This is a genomic window from Variovorax sp. PBS-H4, from assembly GCF_901827205.1.
In the GTDB taxonomy this organism is placed as follows: Bacteria; Pseudomonadota; Gammaproteobacteria; order Burkholderiales; family Burkholderiaceae_C; genus Variovorax.
In genome coordinates, this window is record NZ_LR594675.1 from 106060 (window position 1) to 122431 (window position 16372).

The 16372-nt window shown below is 68.3% G+C and carries 16 protein-coding genes; 5 read left to right on the forward strand and 11 right to left on the reverse strand.

Translation table 11 applies throughout. The annotated features are described in order from the left end of the window. Positions 1-8: 8 nt before the first annotated feature. Positions 9-446, forward strand: coding sequence for a MaoC family dehydratase (locus E5CHR_RS00495; protein ID WP_162577872.1), 438 nt, complete (start codon positions 9-11; stop codon positions 444-446). A gap of 61 nt (positions 447-507) precedes the next feature. Here the strand turns inward: E5CHR_RS00495 and E5CHR_RS00500 are convergent, their stop codons facing one another. Next, complete coding sequence (locus E5CHR_RS00500; RefSeq protein ID WP_162577873.1) at positions 508-1563, reverse strand: LysR family transcriptional regulator; 1056 nt, start codon at positions 1561-1563, stop codon at positions 508-510. On the opposite strand from E5CHR_RS00500, the gene E5CHR_RS00505 reads away from it, so the two are divergent. After that, a complete protein-coding gene (locus E5CHR_RS00505) occupies positions 1557-2429 on the forward strand; it encodes a TauD/TfdA dioxygenase family protein (RefSeq protein WP_162577874.1) in 873 nt (290 codons plus the stop codon). The two genes, E5CHR_RS00500 and E5CHR_RS00505, sit on opposite strands and share 7 nt — an antisense overlap. Beyond that, positions 2430-3182 carry a Bug family tripartite tricarboxylate transporter substrate binding protein gene (locus E5CHR_RS00510; RefSeq protein ID WP_162577875.1) on the forward strand — a complete coding sequence of 251 codons (753 nt, stop codon included), beginning with the start codon at positions 2430-2432 and terminating at the stop codon, positions 3180-3182. It begins immediately after the preceding gene. A 53-nt stretch (positions 3183-3235) separates the two neighbouring features. Here the strand turns inward: E5CHR_RS00510 and E5CHR_RS00515 are convergent, their stop codons facing one another. From E5CHR_RS00515 to E5CHR_RS00540, 6 genes are all read right to left on the reverse strand, one after another. Further along, the gene (locus E5CHR_RS00515; protein ID WP_162577876.1) at positions 3236-3679 is read right to left on the reverse strand and encodes a response regulator; all 444 of its coding nucleotides are present in this window, start codon (positions 3677-3679) and stop codon (positions 3236-3238) included. Between the two features lie 11 nt (positions 3680-3690). Next, positions 3691-5082 carry an RAD55 family ATPase gene (locus tag E5CHR_RS00520; RefSeq protein WP_162577877.1) on the reverse strand — a complete coding sequence of 464 codons (1392 nt, stop codon included), beginning with the start codon at positions 5080-5082 and terminating at the stop codon, positions 3691-3693. 61 nt (positions 5083-5143) lie between these two features. Then, the gene (locus E5CHR_RS00525; protein WP_162577878.1) at positions 5144-6043 is read right to left on the reverse strand and encodes a DMT family transporter; all 900 of its coding nucleotides are present in this window, start codon (positions 6041-6043) and stop codon (positions 5144-5146) included. Then, the gene (locus E5CHR_RS00530) at positions 6036-6866 is read right to left on the reverse strand and encodes a DUF2182 domain-containing protein (protein ID WP_162577879.1); all 831 of its coding nucleotides are present in this window, start codon (positions 6864-6866) and stop codon (positions 6036-6038) included. Before E5CHR_RS00530 ends, E5CHR_RS00525 begins: the two co-directional genes overlap by 8 nt. A 12-nt stretch (positions 6867-6878) precedes the next feature. After that, complete coding sequence (locus E5CHR_RS00535) at positions 6879-7481, reverse strand: DUF1326 domain-containing protein (RefSeq protein WP_162577880.1); 603 nt, start codon at positions 7479-7481, stop codon at positions 6879-6881. 116 nt (positions 7482-7597) lie between these two features. Continuing rightward, the gene (locus tag E5CHR_RS00540) at positions 7598-9532 is read right to left on the reverse strand and encodes a PAS domain-containing hybrid sensor histidine kinase/response regulator (RefSeq protein ID WP_197893825.1); all 1935 of its coding nucleotides are present in this window, start codon (positions 9530-9532) and stop codon (positions 7598-7600) included. A gap of 294 nt (positions 9533-9826) precedes the next feature. Between E5CHR_RS00540 and E5CHR_RS00545 the strand changes: the two genes are divergently transcribed. Continuing rightward, on the forward strand, positions 9827-10912 hold the full coding sequence (locus tag E5CHR_RS00545) for a DnaJ C-terminal domain-containing protein (RefSeq protein WP_232061902.1): 1086 nt from the start codon (positions 9827-9829) through the stop codon (positions 10910-10912). An 18-nt stretch (positions 10913-10930) separates the two neighbouring features. On the opposite strand, the gene E5CHR_RS00550 is transcribed toward E5CHR_RS00545, so the two are convergent. The 4 genes from E5CHR_RS00550 to E5CHR_RS00565 are packed head-to-tail and all read right to left on the reverse strand — an operon-like array spanning position 10931 to position 15414. Continuing rightward, positions 10931-12148 (reverse strand): ABC transporter substrate-binding protein, encoded by a 1218-nt coding sequence (locus tag E5CHR_RS00550; RefSeq protein ID WP_162577882.1) that lies wholly within the window; start codon positions 12146-12148, stop codon positions 10931-10933. A 59-nt stretch (positions 12149-12207) separates the two neighbouring features. Then, positions 12208-12984, reverse strand: a complete 777-nt coding sequence (locus E5CHR_RS00555) for an SDR family oxidoreductase (protein WP_162577883.1) — start codon at positions 12982-12984, stop codon at positions 12208-12210. Positions 12985-12995: 11 nt separating this feature from the next. Beyond that, complete coding sequence (locus E5CHR_RS00560) at positions 12996-13823, reverse strand: enoyl-CoA hydratase/isomerase family protein (RefSeq protein WP_162577884.1); 828 nt, start codon at positions 13821-13823, stop codon at positions 12996-12998. A 31-nt stretch (positions 13824-13854) separates the two neighbouring features. After that, a complete protein-coding gene (locus E5CHR_RS00565) occupies positions 13855-15414 on the reverse strand; it encodes an AMP-binding protein (protein WP_162577885.1) in 1560 nt (519 codons plus the stop codon). A gap of 112 nt (positions 15415-15526) precedes the next feature. On the opposite strand from E5CHR_RS00565, the gene E5CHR_RS00570 reads away from it, so the two are divergent. After that, entirely contained in the window at positions 15527-16339 is an 813-nt protein-coding gene (locus tag E5CHR_RS00570; protein WP_162577886.1) for an IclR family transcriptional regulator, read from the forward strand. Positions 16340-16372: the final 33 nt, after the last annotated feature.

A 16372-nucleotide genomic window follows, 5' to 3' on the forward strand; every position in this document is an offset into this window, starting at 1 on the left:
TCGGCGCCATGAAGTTCGCCGAATTCCACACCGGCCAGGTCATCGAGGCCGGGCCCTATGTCGTCACCGAGGCCGAGCTGCTGCAGTTTGCCAGGGCCTATGACCCGCAATGGTTCCACACCGACGGCGAGGCAGCCGTCGCAGGTCCTTTCGGCGGACTGATCGCGAGCGGTTGGCACACCGGCGGCATCGCGATGCGCCTGGTGACCGATGCGGCATTGGCCGGCTCCGAGTCCTTTGCCTCCCCGGGATTGGCCTATGTGAAATGGCCCAACCCTGTGCGGCCCGGCGATGCGCTTCGACTCGTTGCCGATGTGATCGAGGTGCGGCGTTCGGAGAAGCGGCCGACGTTGGGCATCCTGCGGTGGCGGTGGCGGCTGTTCAATCAGCGCGAGCAGCTGGCGCTGGACCTGGAGGCGACGAGCCTGTTCAAGCTCGCGGACTGACAAGGTCTGCGGATGCGGGCCTCGGGCGCGGCCAACGCGGCGCGAACCCGGAGCTCACATGTCATCTGCTCTTCAGCGCCTTTCGCACGCTGGTGCCGGCGTCGTGGATCTGTGCGTGCCACCGGGCGACCAGCGGGTCTTCGATCGCCCATCGCTTGAACGCCAGAAGCGTTGGGCTCGTCGGCAGCGGTACACGGGTGCGCAGCACGCGGACCATGCCTGACGCCGCATGCTGGCGGGCGATGGACTCCGGCGCGATAGAAAGAAGGCCCGTGCGGGCAGCAAGCGCGAGGCCGGTTTCGAAGGCGCGCGTCTCGATGACGGGCTGCACCGGGGGCAAGCCGCCGTCACTGCAGTAACGGTCGAAGGCCTCGCGCGAACTGGTGCGCGTATCCGGCAGCACCCAGCGGTGTCGCATCAGGTCGGCCAACGACAAGGGCGAGCGCGCGGGCGCGTCGGCATCGGCGCCGCAGACGATCACGGTGCGCTCGTCGTAGAGCGGTTCCGCGACGATGTCGTCGTCTCCCGTCGAGTCACCGCGCTTGCGCAGGATGGCGAAGTCCAGCGTACCCCGGCTCACTGCGTCCCACAGATAGGCGCTGCTTTCCTCGACCACGCGCAGCCGTCCGGGCTCAGGCTCGGCACTGCCCGATACGCGGCTCAGCAGCACCGGCAGCAGCGTGTGCATCGCGCGCGCGATGCAGCCCAGGCTGACGGGGCCCCGCTCGCGCTGCGGTGAGACGTCCATGCGCTCGAAACCGCGAAGCACGGCGCGGGCCTGGGAAAGGATGCGCTCGCCCCAAGGCGTTGGACGGCTGCCGCGGCTGGACCGCTCGAAAAGGCGGCCACCGAGCAACTGCTCCGCTTCGGCCAACAGGCGCGACACCGCAGGCTGTGCCAACGCCAAGGTCGCCGCGGCCCGATGCACCGACTTGCCGTCGGCGATCGCGACGATGGCCACCAGATGCCGGCGCTGGATGGCGCGCTGTGTATCCCGCTTGCTTTGAACCATAAGGGTTTTGATATTACTGGATGCCTTGAACATATCGTTTACGGAATCAGGTGAGGCTGTTACCTTGCAGGGCACATCCACTTTGCCCGGTACTTTCCATGCCACGCATTTCCGTTACCAAGCTCGCGCCTGCGCTCGGCGCCGAGGTGTCCGGCATCGACCTGCACCTGCCCATCGACGAAGAAACGCTCTCCGCGCTGAAGGACGCCTGGGCCTCGCACCTGGTGCTGCGCTTTCGCGGTCAGGCGCTCACCGACCCGCAACTGCTCGCCTTCAGCCGCCTGCTCGGTCCGCTCGACCCCCCCGGCCCCAATCCCTACGGCAAGCCCTTCCTCGAGGATTTCCCCGAGATCAACGTCATCTCCAACGTGAAGGTCGGTGGCGCGCCCATCGGCAACCTTGGCGACGGCGAAGCCGTCTGGCATTGCGACATGACCTATGTGGAGGCGCCTCCTCGGGCGGCACTCCTGCACGCGCTGGAGATCCCGTCGAGCGGCGGCGACACCTTCTGGTCGAACATGTACACGGCCTTCGAGACCCTGCCCGACGCGATGAAGAAGCGCATTGCCGGACTGCGCGCGATCCACGATGCCACCTACAACAGCGCCGGCGTCATGCGCAAGGGCATGAGCGAGGTGACCGATCCGCGCAAGGCTCCGGGCGCACAGCACCCGCTCGTCATCAAGCACCCTGACACCGGCCGGGCCGCACTCTACCTGGGCCGTCGTCGCAACAGCTACGTGCTCGGCCTTGAACTGGAAGAGAGCGAGGCGCTTCTCGACGAACTCTGGGCGCACGCATCGCGCCCCGAGTTCACCTTCAGGCAGGTATGGCAGCAGCACGACCTGATCCTCTGGGACAACCGCTGCACGCTGCACCGCCGCGATGCCTTCGACCCGGCGGCGCGCCGCGTGATGCATCGCACCCAGATCAAAGGCACGCCCGTTGCGCCGGCCTTCGAGGCGGCTTGAATGGACTCGCTCAACCTGCCCATCCGCAGCGTCGAGGTCTTCGGCGTCGCCGTGCCGCTGGTCGGCCCCGGCTTCCGCAATGCGTATATCGTCAAGAAGGCGCAGAAGAGCGCAATTGTCCGACTCGTCGCGCAAGACGGCAGCGTCGGCCTCGGCAACATCGATCCCTCACCCGGCTACTCGGTCGAGACCAGCGGCGCCGAGTTCCTGGCTTATGCGAAGGCCAATCCCGGCAAGGTCAACTATGGTTCGGGCGGTGTCGGGAGCGCGGGCCATGTGCCGATGGCGGTCGTGGCGTCGATGATCGGCCTGAAGATGCAGCACGTGCCCTACAAGGGTTCTGGCCCGGCCATTGTCGACCTGATGTCGGGGCAGATCCACGCGATGCTGCTCACCATCCCGGCCGTGATGCCTTTCATACAGCAAGGCAGCCTGCGCGCACTGGCAACCTCGGGCGCGCGGCGCTCGCCGGCGCTGCCTGACCTGCCGACGATGGAAGAGGTCGGTGTCAAGGGATTCGAGTACGAGCCGTGGTACGGCTACTTCGTGCCAGCCGGAACGCCGCCCGCCATCCAGAAGAAGTTGCACGACGCGGTCGACAAGGCCCTGCAGGACCCGGCCATCGTCTCGAAGCTGCGTGAGCAGGGCCTGGAGGTGAAGCGCATGTCGCAACAACAGTTCGTCGACATCGTGGTGCGCGATACGGCGGCCTGGAGTGCAAAGATCAAGGCACTGGGGCTGCGCGCCGACTAGAAAAGATGTCGGGAGCGGCGCAGGGCGAGCGCCCTTCAAATGAAGATGCTGCGCTACTCGCCGTCCGACAAGCGAATGCCCTTGAGCAGCTGCCGCATCGACTCACTCACTTCTTCCTTGCTCGGCTGTGCCGGGCGTCCGTTGGCAATCAACCTCTCGACGAGCGCAAGCATGGCCTGTCCGTCGAAGGGCTTGACCAGAAAGGCGTCGTAGTCCCCGAAGGTGCGCCTGACGATGTCCTCGTCGGTGCCGCTCATGATCACGAAAGGGATGTTGCACAAGGATGAAGAGCGGCGCACGGCCTCGCCCAACTCGCCCCCGTTCATGATGGGCATCATGAAGTCCGAAAGGATCAGCGACGGCGGCTCGTCCTGCAGCAGTTCAAGCGCGGCCTTTCCGTTCGATGCCGAGGCCACGCGGTAGCCCTCGGCAATGAGCAAAAGCTGCAGTATCTCTGCGTGGCCGTATTCATCCTCGACGATCAGAATCAGCTTCATGGAGCGACCCTTCACTCGAGCGCCCGAGGCGGGCTGGTGTCCAGCAAGGACAGATGCACGTCGACCGAGCCACGGCTGGCTTGCGTGCCACGCACCTTCGAGATGAAGACGGTGCGCCCTTGGGCATGTTTCTCCCCGGGAGGCGGCTCGAAGGCGAAGGCATTGTCGAACCAGCCGACCACGCCGTCGGCCAGCGGTGTGTTGGCAGCCGTGGCAAGCGCTGCCGGGTCGATGGTGAAAAGCGAGGTGGTTTCCCGCTGCTTCAGCTCCATCAAGAGGCGGCCGAGAAAACGGTAGCCACGCTCCTGGAACGCCAGGGTGTCGGCCAGGCCTGCCAGCCCATCGACGACCACGCGCCGAACCTTCAGCTCGTCGACGAGCCGAAGCAGCTTGTGTCCCATCTCGTCCATTGATTCGTCCTCGTGCCCAAAATGTTCGATCGTCAGAGCGCCGGAGTCGACCGCCTCCCCCACCGCGAGGCCCAGCTCTGCGCCCATGCGACGCAGATCGCCCGGGAGCTCAGTGCAGGACAGCAGCAAGCCCGGGGACGCGGAGGTGGATGCTGCTGCGAATGCGAGGGCGAACGTCGTCTTGCCGGCCCCACTATGGCCGACAACCACGGAGCTGCTGCCCGAAAGAAGCCCGCCGGCTCGTAGGATCGTGTCGAGGGCTGGCAATCCCGTCGAAGTGGCCTCGCTTCCAAGCTTTGCCTGGGCATCTCCCATGGGCAGGCTCTCGAGCCTCGGGAAGAACTGCAATCCGCGCGAAGTGATGCAGAACGTGTGCTTGCCCCGGATGATCTGGCTGCCGCGGAACTTGCGGACCTGGAGGCGGCGCTCTGCACGCCAGTGAAACCCGTGGTCCTCGAAAGAGAGGATGCCGTCGACCATCGTCTGCTCGGCGCTCAGCACGCTGCCGTTGCCGCTCGTGAGCACCAGGCAGGTGCAGGACATCGTGCTCACGAGGCTCTGCAGCCCGTGGACGAACTGGCGCACGGAGTCATCGGCCCCGGAACCTTCGCCTCCGGCCACCAGGCCGTCGATGACCAGCAGACCAGGGCGGTGGCGTACGAGTTCGCCACGCAACAATTCGATCACTGCCTTCAGGCCGCCGGTCTCGAGCTCGCGGTAGCCGCTCACATAAAAGACTCTGGCGTTGACCTCCCGATGGTTGAAGAAGGTCTGCTGCTCCATGTGTTGCACCATGCGCGCATGCGATTCCGCGAGCATGGTCACATACAAGGTACGCGAGTCTCGTCCTGCGAGCGTGTACGCGATCTGGTTCGCCAGGGTCGTCTTGCCCACCCCCGGCGGTCCTTCGAAGATGTACACGCCGCCTTCGAACAGCCCGCCATTGAGAATCTCGTCCAGACCCTGGATAGCGGTAGGCAGTCTTTTCATCATCAGAAGCGATCGTGGTCGAAGTCCGGCCCGATTCTAGGCCGCTGACCAGGGCGCATGGAGCTCAGCCGCTGCGCTGTGACGAGGCCTGCGTCCCGGCAGCCCGGGCCTTCCCCATCAGCACGAGCGCGATCCCCCCGAGAATGGCGATCGAGCAGAACATCAACCGCGTCGTGATCGCCTCGGACAGGAAGATCACCCCGGCAAACGCCGCGATCGGCGGCACCGACAACTGCACCGTGGCCGCCCGCATCGCCGAAAGTCCCGGCAGGGCCGCGTACCAGATCACGTAGCCGATGCCCGAGGTCAGCGCGCCCGAGGCCACCGCCAGCGCGATGCCGGCCGCATCGGCATGCGCCCTGCCGGCAAGCAGCAGGCTCAGCGCCAGCGCCATCGGCGCCGCCCGCGCGAAGTTGCGCGCCGTCGCGGCCAGCGGGTCGGCCACGCCGCGCCCGCGCAGCGAATACACGCCCCAGGCCACGCCCGCGACCGCCATCAGCGACGCGCCCAGCGCCGGCGGCGCGCTCACGCCTGGGGAGACCAGGTAGACCAGGCCGGCAACCGCCAGCACGAAGCCCGACCACGCGACCGGCCCGAACATCTCGCCCGCGCGCAGGCCGGCGCCGAGCATCGTCAGCTGCACCGCGCCGAACAGGATCAGCGCCCCCGTGCCGGCCGGCAGGCTGAGGTAGGCGAAGGAAAAGAAGGCGACATACGCGAACAGCATCGCGGCCGCCAGCCAGTCCGCGCGCCCGGCCGCGTCGGGTCGAGCGCGCAGGCGCACCACCAGCGCGAGCGTCAGCGCGCCCGCCACCAACCGGATGCTGCCGAAACTCGCCGCGTCGATGCCCCCTTGCTGCAGCGCCATGCGGCACAGCAGCGAATTGGCCGCGAAGGCGAGCATCGCGGCCACGGTGAGCAGGATGACCCGCAGGCCGGGCCGGCCTGCGAGCGGCTCAGGCATGCACGGCCACCAGCACCGCCGCACCGGCGAGCAGCGCAAAGCCCAGCGGCGCGCTGATGCGCCGGCCCCACGGCAGGTTCTTCTCGGCCGCCATCAGCGCAGCCAGCAGCAGCATCCAGCCCAGGCTGCCGGTGCCCAGCGCGAACATCAGCAGCATCAGCGCCCAGCAGCAGCCCACGCAGAACACGCCGTGCTGCGCGCCCAGCGCGAAGGCCTGGCGCGCCGGGGCCGGCCCGCGCCAGTGCTCGATGACGAAGCCCAGCGGCGTGCGGCATTTGTCCAGGCACTGGTGCTTGAGCCGGCTGAACTGGAAGGCGCCGGCCAGCCCGAGGGTTGCGGCGCCGATGAGCCAGCCGTGCCAGGCCAGCGTCGGCGAGCGTGCGAGCAACGCGAGGATCAGCTCGTGCAGCCCGTGGGCCAGCAGCCCGAACACGCCCCACACTGCCATGTAGCCGAGGCCGAGCAGCGCCAGCAGCCGCCCATGGTCCGGCCGCCGTGCCGTCATGCGGTCGAATACGTCGAACAGGGGCAGGGTGGTGGGCAGCATCATGGCCGCGGTCATGAGGACCCAGGCCAGGGCGTAAAGCAGCGCCGGCACCAGCAGCTCCCCGCCGGGAAGGGCACGGCAGAGAAAAGCCGCGGGGCCCGACGCCACCCAGTCGCCATGCTCCAGGTAGCGGCCGTAGGGGCTGCGTGCCCAGGCCCACAGCGCCAGCCAGGCCAGCCCGACGAGCGCCACGAACAACAGAAGGAACACCCGCCGATGGCGCGTGCCGCCGTGGCGCGGCGGGGCAGGCCGCGCGGTGCCCCCAGGGGCATGCATCGCATCACCGCTTCAGGCGTCGAAGACAAAGGTGCTTTGCAGCGCGTTGTGATTCTTGATGTCCAGGTCGATGCCTAAAGCGGCATTCTTCGAGCGATACACCGGCGCCTTGCCGACGAAGACCGGCGCGCCCGGCACGGTGGAGAACACGGTGTCCGACAGCACCGTCTGCCCGCCGGTTGCGCCGCGGTAGGGCTCGAGCTCGGCGTAGTAGTTGGTACCGATCTTGAGGGTGCCCTTGCCCTCGTTCACATGGAAGCCGATGGGCGCCCGCTCCACCGACACCACCGTGCCGATCAGTTGGGCCAGGTCGGCGATCGGCCCGCCGGCCTTTCCGGTGTAGACCTTGAGCAGCGCTTCTTCCTGCGCCTTGGAGGCGTTGTCGTCCACGTAGATCGCGGCGGTCCAGTTGCCTTGGAGGATGTTGCCGGGCACGTGCGCCACCGCCGCGATGGTGTTGCCACCGACGTCGACGCCATCGATCGTTCCGGTGTCGATGCGCCAGGCGACGATGGTGTCGCAGGTGCCGTTGTCCGGGTCCTCGCCGATCCAGCAGGGGCACAGCACGTTGCAGTTGCAGACCTCGAGCAGGCGACCTTCCAGGTGATAGCTCATGCCAACCTCCGTTGAAGCTTCACTGACAGGGACCTTGTCGCCGCGAATGGCGGCAAGAGGGAAGCCGATGCTACGCGCCGCGGACGGACGCGTCCATGTGCCAAATGGCCAGGTCTTCAGCGCCTGTCGAGCAGGCGCCTGAGCAGGTCCTCGAGCTGGTCGGCGTCCACCGGCTTGGTCAGGTGCGCGAAAAAGCCTGCATCGAAGCTCAGCTGGCGGTCGCGCTCCTGTCCGTAGCCGGTGATCGCGATCAACGGCGGCGGGTTCGCGACCTCGGCGCGCACCCGCTCGGCCACCTGCAGCCCGCTCAGCCCGGGCAGCCCGATGTCGAGCAGCACCAGGTCGGGCGCCAGCCGCTTGATGGCGTCCAGCGCCGTCGGGCCATCGTGCCGTACCGAGGCGCGGCAGCCCAGCAGCTCCATCAGCTCGGCCATGGTGTCGGCCGAATCCCGGTTGTCGTCCACCACCAGCACCATCGGACGGCCATCGACCGGGGCGCCGTCCGCCGGCTCCCGGGCGACGATGACCGGCGGCGCCGACAACGGCAGCCGCACCACGAATTCGCTTCCTCCGCCCGGCACGCCCCTGCTGTAGGCGGCCACGTCCCCGCCCTGCAGGGTCACCAGCTGCTGGACCAGGCTCAGCCCGAGTCCCAGCCCGCCCTGCTGTCGGGCGACGTCCTGCTCGCCCTGCTCGAACAGGTTGAAGATGCGCGCGATGTCCTGCTCCGGGATGCCCGGGCCGTCGTCGCGCACGGCGAGCACCGCCAGCCCGCCCTCGCGGCCGGCGCGGACCTGCACATGGCCGCCGGCGGGCGTGAACTTGATGGCGTTGCCCAGCAGGTTGCACAGCACCTGGATCAGGCGGGCGCGATCGCCGGTGACCCACAGCGGCGCCTCGTCCACCTCGGGCCGCACCTCCTGGGACTTGGCCTCGGCGGCGGGCGCCGTCGCCTCCATCGCCTCCGCCACCACCTCCTTCAGATCGACCGGCTTCGCTTCCAGCCGGATCTTTCCGCTGGTGATGCGGCCGATGTCGAGCAGATCGTCCACCAGCCGCACCATCTGCTTGAGCTGGCGTGCGATCGTGTCGTGCGCCAGGCGCAAGGTGCGGCTCTCCAGCTTCTCGCGCGACATCAGCGCCAGCGCGTTCGAGATCGGCGCCAGCGGGTTGCGCAGCTCGTGGCCCAGCATGGCCAGGAAGGTGCTGATGCGCCGGCCCTCGTCTTCCAGCGAACTGACGCGGCGCTGCTCGGTGAGGTCGCGCGTCAGCTTGGCGAAGCCGCGCAACGTGCCGCTTTCGTCGTGCACGGCCGTGATCACCACGCCGGCCCAGAAGCGGCTGCCGTCCTTGCGCACACGCCAGCCTTCGTCCTGGAACCGCCCATCCCGGCGTGCGATGCGCAGCTCCTCGTCGGGCCAGCCGGTGGCCTGAGCCTCGGGCGGGTAGAAGGTCGAGAAATGCCGGCCGATAATCTCGTGCGCCTCGTAGCCCTTGAAGCGCCTTGCGCCGACGTTCCAGCTCACCACGTGGCCGGTGGCGTCGAGCATGAAGATCGCATAGTCCTTGACGCCCTCCACCAGCAGCCGGAAGCGCTCCTCGCTCATGCGCAGCTGCTCTTCCTCGCGGCGGCGTTCGGTGATGTCGCGGGTGATCTTGGAGAAGCCGCGGAACGTTCCGTCGGCGTCGATCAGCCGCGTGATGACGACATTGGCCCAGAAGCGGGTGCCGTCCTTGCGCACGCGCCAGCCTTCGTCCTCGAAGCGCCCGGTCTCGCGCGCCACCCTCAGCTCGTAGTCGGGCCAGCCGCGCTGGAGTTGCTCGGGTGGATAGAACAGCGAGAAATGGCGCCCGATCACTTCGTGCGCCTCGTAGCCCTTGATCTTGCGGGCGCCGGTATTCCAGCTGCGAATCGCCCCACTCGGGTCCAGGAGGAAGATCGCGTAGTCGCCCACCGCGTCGACCATCAGCCGGAAGTCCGCGTCGCCTGGCTCGGTCAGTGCCGGTGGCGGCGCGGCAGGCGGGAGTGGAACTTCGTGGGCATCTGCCATGCTGTGGGTCGATAGAGCCGATGGCCGTACCCGCCAGGCGGCTGGCACGATGTCGTGGGAACCGGCGCCTCCTCTGCGGGAGATGCGCCGGGACGGAATTGCGCGAAGTCTAGCGGCGACTTGCGACGGCTGCAGTCGGACAGATTCCCGGATTCTTCGCTGCCTGCGCGCCTGGCCCGGGCGATGAGCTTCCGCGGCGTGTCCCCGCCGCGGCCTCGGATAGCATTCGCGCAAGCGCCCCGTCGCCTCCGTGGACTTTCGTCCGGGACGGCGGGCCGCAACGAGGACCTGCGCTTGGGCACCGAAGACGCTTTCGCCGAACTGGGTTTGGCATCCGGCGCGAGTGAGCGCGAAGTCAAGGCGGCGTGGCGCCGGCTGGCCTCCCGATGGCACCCGGACCGCAACGCCAGCGCCGACGCCGTGGCCAGGATGCAGCGCATCAACCAGGCCTTCGAGGAGATCCGCCGCGCTGGTTTCGAGGCCGCTCCCGAAGCGCCGGGCGCCCCTGCCGACGCACCCGCTTCGGCAGGCGGCTCCAGCCCGGCCTTCGACGAGCACGAGGGCGATTCGGCTGCGTTCACCGAGGACGCCAGCGCGCCTCGGCAACGGCGGCCCATCCACCGCAAGGTGAAGTTGACGCTCGAAGAAGCCGCTGCCGGCTGCATCAAGGTGCTGCGGGGCAAGGTCACCGAGACCTGCCGGACTTGCGCGGGCGCGGGCCACCAGGTGCTCGGCGGGCACTGCGTGCGATGCGGCGGCTCGGGCGCCGTGCCCAAGCGTTCCTTCTTCGGCTGGCCGACGGGCCTGGTCGAATGCGAGGCCTGCCTCGGCGGCGGGATCGCAAGGCAGCCATGCGCGGCTTGCAGCAGCACCGGGAAGTCGGCCCCGCGCAGCTACCAGCTCAAGGTGCGCATCCCGCCTGGCGTGCGCCACGGCGATCTGCTCCACGTCGACGGCCGGCGGCTGCGCCCCGAGCGGCTTCCGGCCGATCTCGAGATCCGCGTCGAGCTGCTGGACCACCCCTTCTTCAAGCTCGACGACGAGGGAACCCTGCACTGCGAAGTCCCGGTCGATGGCTTCGCCTGGATCGCCGGCAGGAAGCTCCAGGTGCCGACCCTCGCCGGCCTGCAGCCCCTGCAGCCAAGCCGCGGCCAGCTGTCCTACTGCCTGGAGGGCCGGGGATTTCCGCTGGAGCGCGGCGGCGCGTGCGGCGACCAGTGGATCACGCTGGTGCCGGTGTTCCCCGAGCAGCTCAGCATCGACCAGCAGATCCTGCTCGACCAGCTTTGCGCCACCACCGCCAGTGCCGCCGAGGCCGCGGATGACCGGCTGCAGGCGTGGCAACGAGGCCTGCGCGCGTGGGAGCGCGGGCTGGGCTGACCTGCACGATCGCTTCGCTCAGCCCTTGCGCACGAGAGGACAGGTCGATTTTTCAAGCGGCTGGAAGGCCTCCGCCGCCGGGATGACCGCCAGCCGCTTGTAGTAGTCCCACGGGTACTTCGATTCGGCGGGGGTCTTCACCTGCATCAGATACATGTCGTGCACCATCCGGCCATCCTCGCGGATGCGGCCGTTCTTGGCGAAGAAGTCGTTGATGGGCGTAGCCTTCATCTTCGCCATGACCGTGCCGGTCGCGTCGGTGCCGGCGTCCCGCACGGCCCGCAGGTAGTGCATCGTCGACGAATAGTTGGCCGCATGGATCGCGGTGGGCATCTTCTTCATGCGCTCGAAGAAGCGGCGCGACCACTGGCGGGTCTCGTCGTTGCTGTCCCAGTAGAAGGCCTCGGTCAGCATCACGCCCTGCGCGGCCTTCAGCCCGACGCCGTGGATGTCGGTGATGAACACCGCGAGGCCGGCCAGGTTCTGCCTGGCCGGGTCGATGCCGAATTCCTGCGCCGACTTGATTGCGTTGATGGTGTCGCTGCCGCCGTTGGCCAGGCCGATGATCTTCGCGCCCGAGCCCTTGGCCGCCACCATGAAAGACGAGAAGTCGCTCGCGTTGAACGGGTGGCGCGAGGTCCCCACGACCTTGCCGCCGGCCGCCGTCACGACCTCCGTCACGTCGCGCTCGATCTGCTGGCCGAAAGCGTAGTCGGCGGTCAGGAAGTACCAGCTGTCACCGCCCTTCTTCACGATCGCGCGAGCGGTGCCATTGGCCATCGCATAGGTGTCCCATGCGTAGTGAATACTGTTGGGCGTGCAGCTCTCGTTGGTGAGGCGCAGCGCACCGGCGCCGTTGACGATGGCGATGCGGTTCTTCTGCTTCGCCATGTCGACCGCCGCAAGGGCGACGGCCGAGTTGGTGAGGTCGGTGATCATGTCCACCTTCTGCACGTCGAACCACTCGCGCGCCTTGTTGGCGGCGATGTCGGCCTTGTTCTGGTGGTCGACCTCCAGCACCTCGATGGGCTTGCCGAGCACCTGGCTGCCGAAGTCTTCGACGGCCATCTTCACCGCCATGGCCGAGCCGCGGCCCGAGAGCTCCGACAGCACGCCGCCCATGTCGGTGATGACGCCGATGCGCACCACGCCGTCGGAAATGGCGTCGCCCTGCGCCTGCGCGATCGAGGCGATGGCCAGGGCGGCCGCGCCGCATGCTCCTGCAAGTCTGTTCACGATGATGTCTCCTTCGTTGTGGTGCGGCGCGCGGCCGCTCGAATGGCCTTGGCAGGCCCTCAGATCACGTTGCGGGTCAGGCCCCCGTCCACGCAGATGTTCTGGCCCGTGATGTAGCTGGCATGCACCGAGGCGAGGAAGGCGCACAACCCGCCGAAGTCCTCGGCGGTGCCCAGCCGCTGCATCGGAATGCTGCGGGCCATGTCCTCGCGCACCGCGGCTTCGTCCTGGCCGGTGCGCTTGCGGCGATCGGCGATCACGCGCTGCAGCGCGCCCGTGTCCATCAGCCCCGGCAACAAGCCGTTGACCGTGATGCCGTGCGGCGCTACTTCTCTCGCCAGCGAGCCCATCGCGCCGGTGAGCCCCACCCGCAGGCTGTTGGAAAGAGCCATGTTCGGATAGAGCTCCTTCACCACGAAGGAGGTGATGTTGAGGATGCGCCCGAAGTGCGCCGCTCGCATCGCGGGCAGGAACGCGCGCACCACTTCCAGTGGGCCGATCACGTTGGTCTCGTGGCTGGTCCGCCAGGCGGCGAGCTGCGTTTCCTCGAAAGGCGCGGCCGGCGGGCCACCGGCATTGGTGACCACGATCGACGGCATGCCGATGCGCGAGACGGCTTCGATCAGCCGTGCCCGCTGGTGTTCGTCGCCGATGTCGCCGGGCACGAACTGCGCCTGTGCCGGCAGGCCGCGCGCGGTCGCTTCGCCGTGGGCGGCATCGCGCCCGTTGAGCAGCACGTGCACGCCCGCCTCGGCGAGCGCACGCGCGCAGGCCAGGCCCAGCCCGCGGGTGCCGCCGAGCACCAGCGCCGTCCTGCCCGCAATGCCGAGGTCCATGGCGAGTCTTTCTAGAAGGGGCAGGACGGGTCGAACTTCGGGTTGCGCTTCTCGCGCAGCGAGGCGATGCCTTCCTGCACGTCCGGCCCCGAGAAGCCCATGAACTCGAGCGCCAGCGAGCTGTCGAAGGTGGGCCCGGCCAGGCGCAGCCAGTTGTTGAGCGCGTACTTGGTCCAGCGGATGGCGGTCTGCGAGCCGGCGGCCAGCTTCTCGGCCACCTCGAAGGCTTTCGCCACCAGCTGGTCCTCGGGCACCGCCAGCGACACCAGGCCGATGCGCTCCGCCTCTTCGCCGGACACCGCCTCGCACAACATCAGGTAGTACTTCGCTTTCGCCATGCCGCACAGCAGCGGCCAGACGATGGCGGCGTGGTCGCCGGCCGCCACGCCCAGGCGCGTGTGGCCGTCGATGATGCGCGCCGTGGTGCTGGCGATCGACACGTCGGCCAGCAGGCCCGCGACCAGCCCGGCGCCGACGGCCGGGCCATGCATCGCCGAGACCACCGGCTTGGAGCAGTTGATCACGTTGTAGACCAGGTCGCGCGCCTCGCGCCAGACGCGGGCGCGCACGTTGAAGTCGTTCGCCATGTCCTCCACCAGGCCCAGGTCGCCGCCGGCGGAGAAGCCCTTGCCCTCGCCGCGGATCAGCGCCACGCGGGTGGCCGGGTCCTTGTCGATGTCGCTCCAGATGGAGGCCAGCTCGCGGTGCAGGTTGTGGTCGGCGGTGGAGAGCTTCTTGTTGGCGCTCTGCGAGGCGCCCATCACTACCTCGAGGATGCCGTTGGAATGGGGCTTGAGCGTGAGCGCGCTGTAGTGCGCGTAGGGAGTTTCGTTGGCCATGTTCAAAGTCCTTGTTCGACCGGAAAGAAGCTCAGATCTTCTTCCTTCCGGCCCAGTAGGGTTCCTTCAGCAGGTTCTTCTGGATCTTGCCGATCGGCGTCTTGGGAAAGCCTTCGACGAAGCGCACCAGCCGTGGCCGCTTGTGGCGCGCGAGCTTCTGCTCGCACTGCGCCACCACGCGCGCTTCGTCCAGCGTGCAGCCGGGCTTGAGCTGCAGGTAGGCCGCCGGCACCTCGCCCCACTTGGCATCGGGAATGCCGAAGACCGCGCACTCCGCCACCTCGCTCAGCTCGTAGAGCACCTGCTCGATCTCTTTCGGATAGACGTTCTCGCCGCCGGAGATCAGCATGTCCTTGGCACGGTCGATCAGCGTGACGAAGCCTTCGGCGTCCATCACGCCGATGTCGCCCGACAGGCCCCAGCCGTTGCCGAGGCGGAAGAACTCCGCGGTCTGCTGCGGCTCGCCGTAGTAGCCGATCATCAGGTTGTCGCCGCGCGAGGCCACCTCGCCCAGCTCGCCCGCGGCAGCGGGCGTGCCGTCGGGGCGCAGCACCGCCACGTCCACGTTGTAGGGCTGGCGCCCCACGCTGCCCAGCTTGTCATGCGCACGCTGCCAGGGGAGGGCAGCGATCACGCCCATTTCCGACTGGCCGTAGATCTGCGTCAGGCGCAGTTGCGGCAGCTTGCGCATGAGCTCCACCTGCACCCAGTCGGGCATGGGCGCGCCGGCAAACGAAAGCTTGGTCCAGCTCTGGAGCTGGCGTTGCTCCAGGTCGGGCAGCATGGCCAGTGCGTTGGCCTGCGTCGGCACCATGAAGGTGGCGGTGATGCGTTCGGCCTCCACCGCGTCGATGAAGGCCTGCGGCGACCACGGCGTGACGAAGACCGTCGTGGCGCCGACCAGGATGGCCGGCTGGAACATGATGTTGAGGGCGGCCACGTGAAACAGCGGTGTGACGATCGCGACCACGTCGCTCGCCTCCAGGTGCTCTTCGACCACCACGGTGTGGGCCGTGATGGCACGCGCGCGATGGTTCATCAGCACGCCCTTGGGATGGCCGGTGGTGCCGCCGGTGTAGGTCATGCAGAAGGGATCGCGCTCGTCGATGTCGACCTCGGGCGGCATCGACGGCTGGCCGTCGATGAAGCCTTCGAATGCGATCGCGCCCGGCACCTCCGCGTTGCCGCCGCCGCCGATCGCGACGAAGTGCTGGATCTCCGGACACGACGCCCGCGCTGCTGCCACCTTGTCGGCGAACTGCGCGTCGTAGATCAGCACCCGCGTCTCGGATTTGGCCAGCACGTAGCCCAGCTCCTCCGGCGCGTAGAGGATCGAGATGTTGTTGAGCACGCAGCCCGAGCGCGCCACGCCGAAGAACACGGCGCCGTAGGCCGGCAGGTTGCGGCAGAGCATAGACACGGTCGCGCCGCGGGGCAGGCCCAGCCCGAGCACCGCGTGCGCGACCCGGTCGGCCAGCGCGTCGAGATCGCGGTAGGGCAGGCGCTCGCTGCCCTGCGGCCCGCGCAGGACGATGGCCGGCTTGTCCGGGAATCGGTGCGCCGAGCGGCGCAGCATGTCTCCTGTCAGCATTTCCAAGCCTTTACGAAACGCGGAAAATGTTTTCGATTAGCGTAAATGTGAAGGAGCGCCGATGTCAATCCGAGGACAACCCGCATCCCGCCATCCCGTACAGTCGCCCCCGATGAGCACCTCCGCATTGCCCGCCCGCCTGAAGCGACCGGGCGCCAGCACCGCCCCGAAGGCCGGCGTGCAGTCGGTGGAGAACGGCCTCGACCTCATGCTGATCGTGGCCCACCACCGCCGCCCGATGAAGATCACCGACATCGCCGAGCAGGCCGGCATCGCGCCCAGCAAGGCGCACCGCTACCTCGTGAGCTTCGTCCGGACCGGCTTCCTGGCGCAGGACCCGGAGACCGGCCTGTACGGCATGGGTCCGGTGGCGCTGGAGTTCAGCCTTTCCTGCCTCGCGACGCTCGAGCCGGTCTCGCTCGCCACGCGCGCAGCCGAGCGCCTGTGCGCGTCGCTGGGCCACACGGTGGCGGTTTCGGTCTGGGGCAGCTTCGGGCCGACGGTGGTGCGCTGGGAACAGCCGGCGCGGCCGGTGATGGTCAACATCGGACTCGGCTCGGTCTTCCCGCTCTACCGCTCGGCCACGGGGCGGGTGTTCGCGGCCTTCCTGCAGCCCGAGCAGATGGAGGCCTACCAGGCCTCCTCGGCCAATCGCGAGCAGCCCGCCGAGACCGATGAAACCATCGACCAGGTGCGCGAGCGCGGCATGGCGCGCGCCATGGGCGACTTCATGGCCGGCATGAGCGCCTTCGCGGCGCCGGTGCTCGACGACCGGGGGCGCCTGGTGCTCGCGATCACCGTGCTCGGCTACAAGGCGGGCTTCGACCACCGCTGGAACGGCCCGGTCGCGCAGGCGCTGCGCGAGGCGGCGCAGGCCCTGTCACGCACGCTGGGCCACCAGCACGAGCGGCTGGCGCTCGGCTGAGGTGCCAAGCCCGGCACACGCGTGCGAACCGGC

Excerpts from the sequence above, each read along its gene's own strand:
- E5CHR_RS00495 (WP_162577872.1), top strand. The coding sequence starts at position 9 with ATGAAGTTCGCCGAATTCCACACCGGCCAGGTCATCGAGGCCGGGCCC.
- E5CHR_RS00505 (WP_162577874.1), top strand. The coding sequence starts at position 1,557 with ATGCCACGCATTTCCGTTACCAAGCTCGCGCCTGCGCTCGGCGCCGAG.
- E5CHR_RS00510 (WP_162577875.1), top strand. The coding sequence starts at position 2,430 with ATGGACTCGCTCAACCTGCCCATCCGCAGCGTCGAGGTCTTCGGCGTC.
- E5CHR_RS00515 (WP_162577876.1), bottom strand. The coding sequence starts at position 3,679 with ATGAAGCTGATTCTGATCGTCGAGGATGAATACGGCCACGCAGAGATA.
- E5CHR_RS00520 (WP_162577877.1), bottom strand. The coding sequence starts at position 5,082 with ATGATGAAAAGACTGCCTACCGCTATCCAGGGTCTGGACGAGATTCTC.
- E5CHR_RS00525 (WP_162577878.1), bottom strand. The coding sequence starts at position 6,043 with ATGCCTGAGCCGCTCGCAGGCCGGCCCGGCCTGCGGGTCATCCTGCTC.
- E5CHR_RS00530 (WP_162577879.1), bottom strand. The coding sequence starts at position 6,866 with ATGCATGCCCCTGGGGGCACCGCGCGGCCTGCCCCGCCGCGCCACGGC.
- E5CHR_RS00535 (WP_162577880.1), bottom strand. The coding sequence starts at position 7,481 with ATGAGCTATCACCTGGAAGGTCGCCTGCTCGAGGTCTGCAACTGCAAC.
- E5CHR_RS00540 (WP_197893825.1), bottom strand. The coding sequence starts at position 9,532 with ATGGCAGATGCCCACGAAGTTCCACTCCCGCCTGCCGCGCCGCCACCG.
- E5CHR_RS00555 (WP_162577883.1), bottom strand. The coding sequence starts at position 12,984 with ATGGACCTCGGCATTGCGGGCAGGACGGCGCTGGTGCTCGGCGGCACC.
- E5CHR_RS00560 (WP_162577884.1), bottom strand. The coding sequence starts at position 13,823 with ATGGCCAACGAAACTCCCTACGCGCACTACAGCGCGCTCACGCTCAAG.
- E5CHR_RS00565 (WP_162577885.1), bottom strand. The coding sequence starts at position 15,414 with ATGCTGACAGGAGACATGCTGCGCCGCTCGGCGCACCGATTCCCGGAC.
- E5CHR_RS00570 (WP_162577886.1), top strand. The coding sequence starts at position 15,527 with ATGAGCACCTCCGCATTGCCCGCCCGCCTGAAGCGACCGGGCGCCAGC.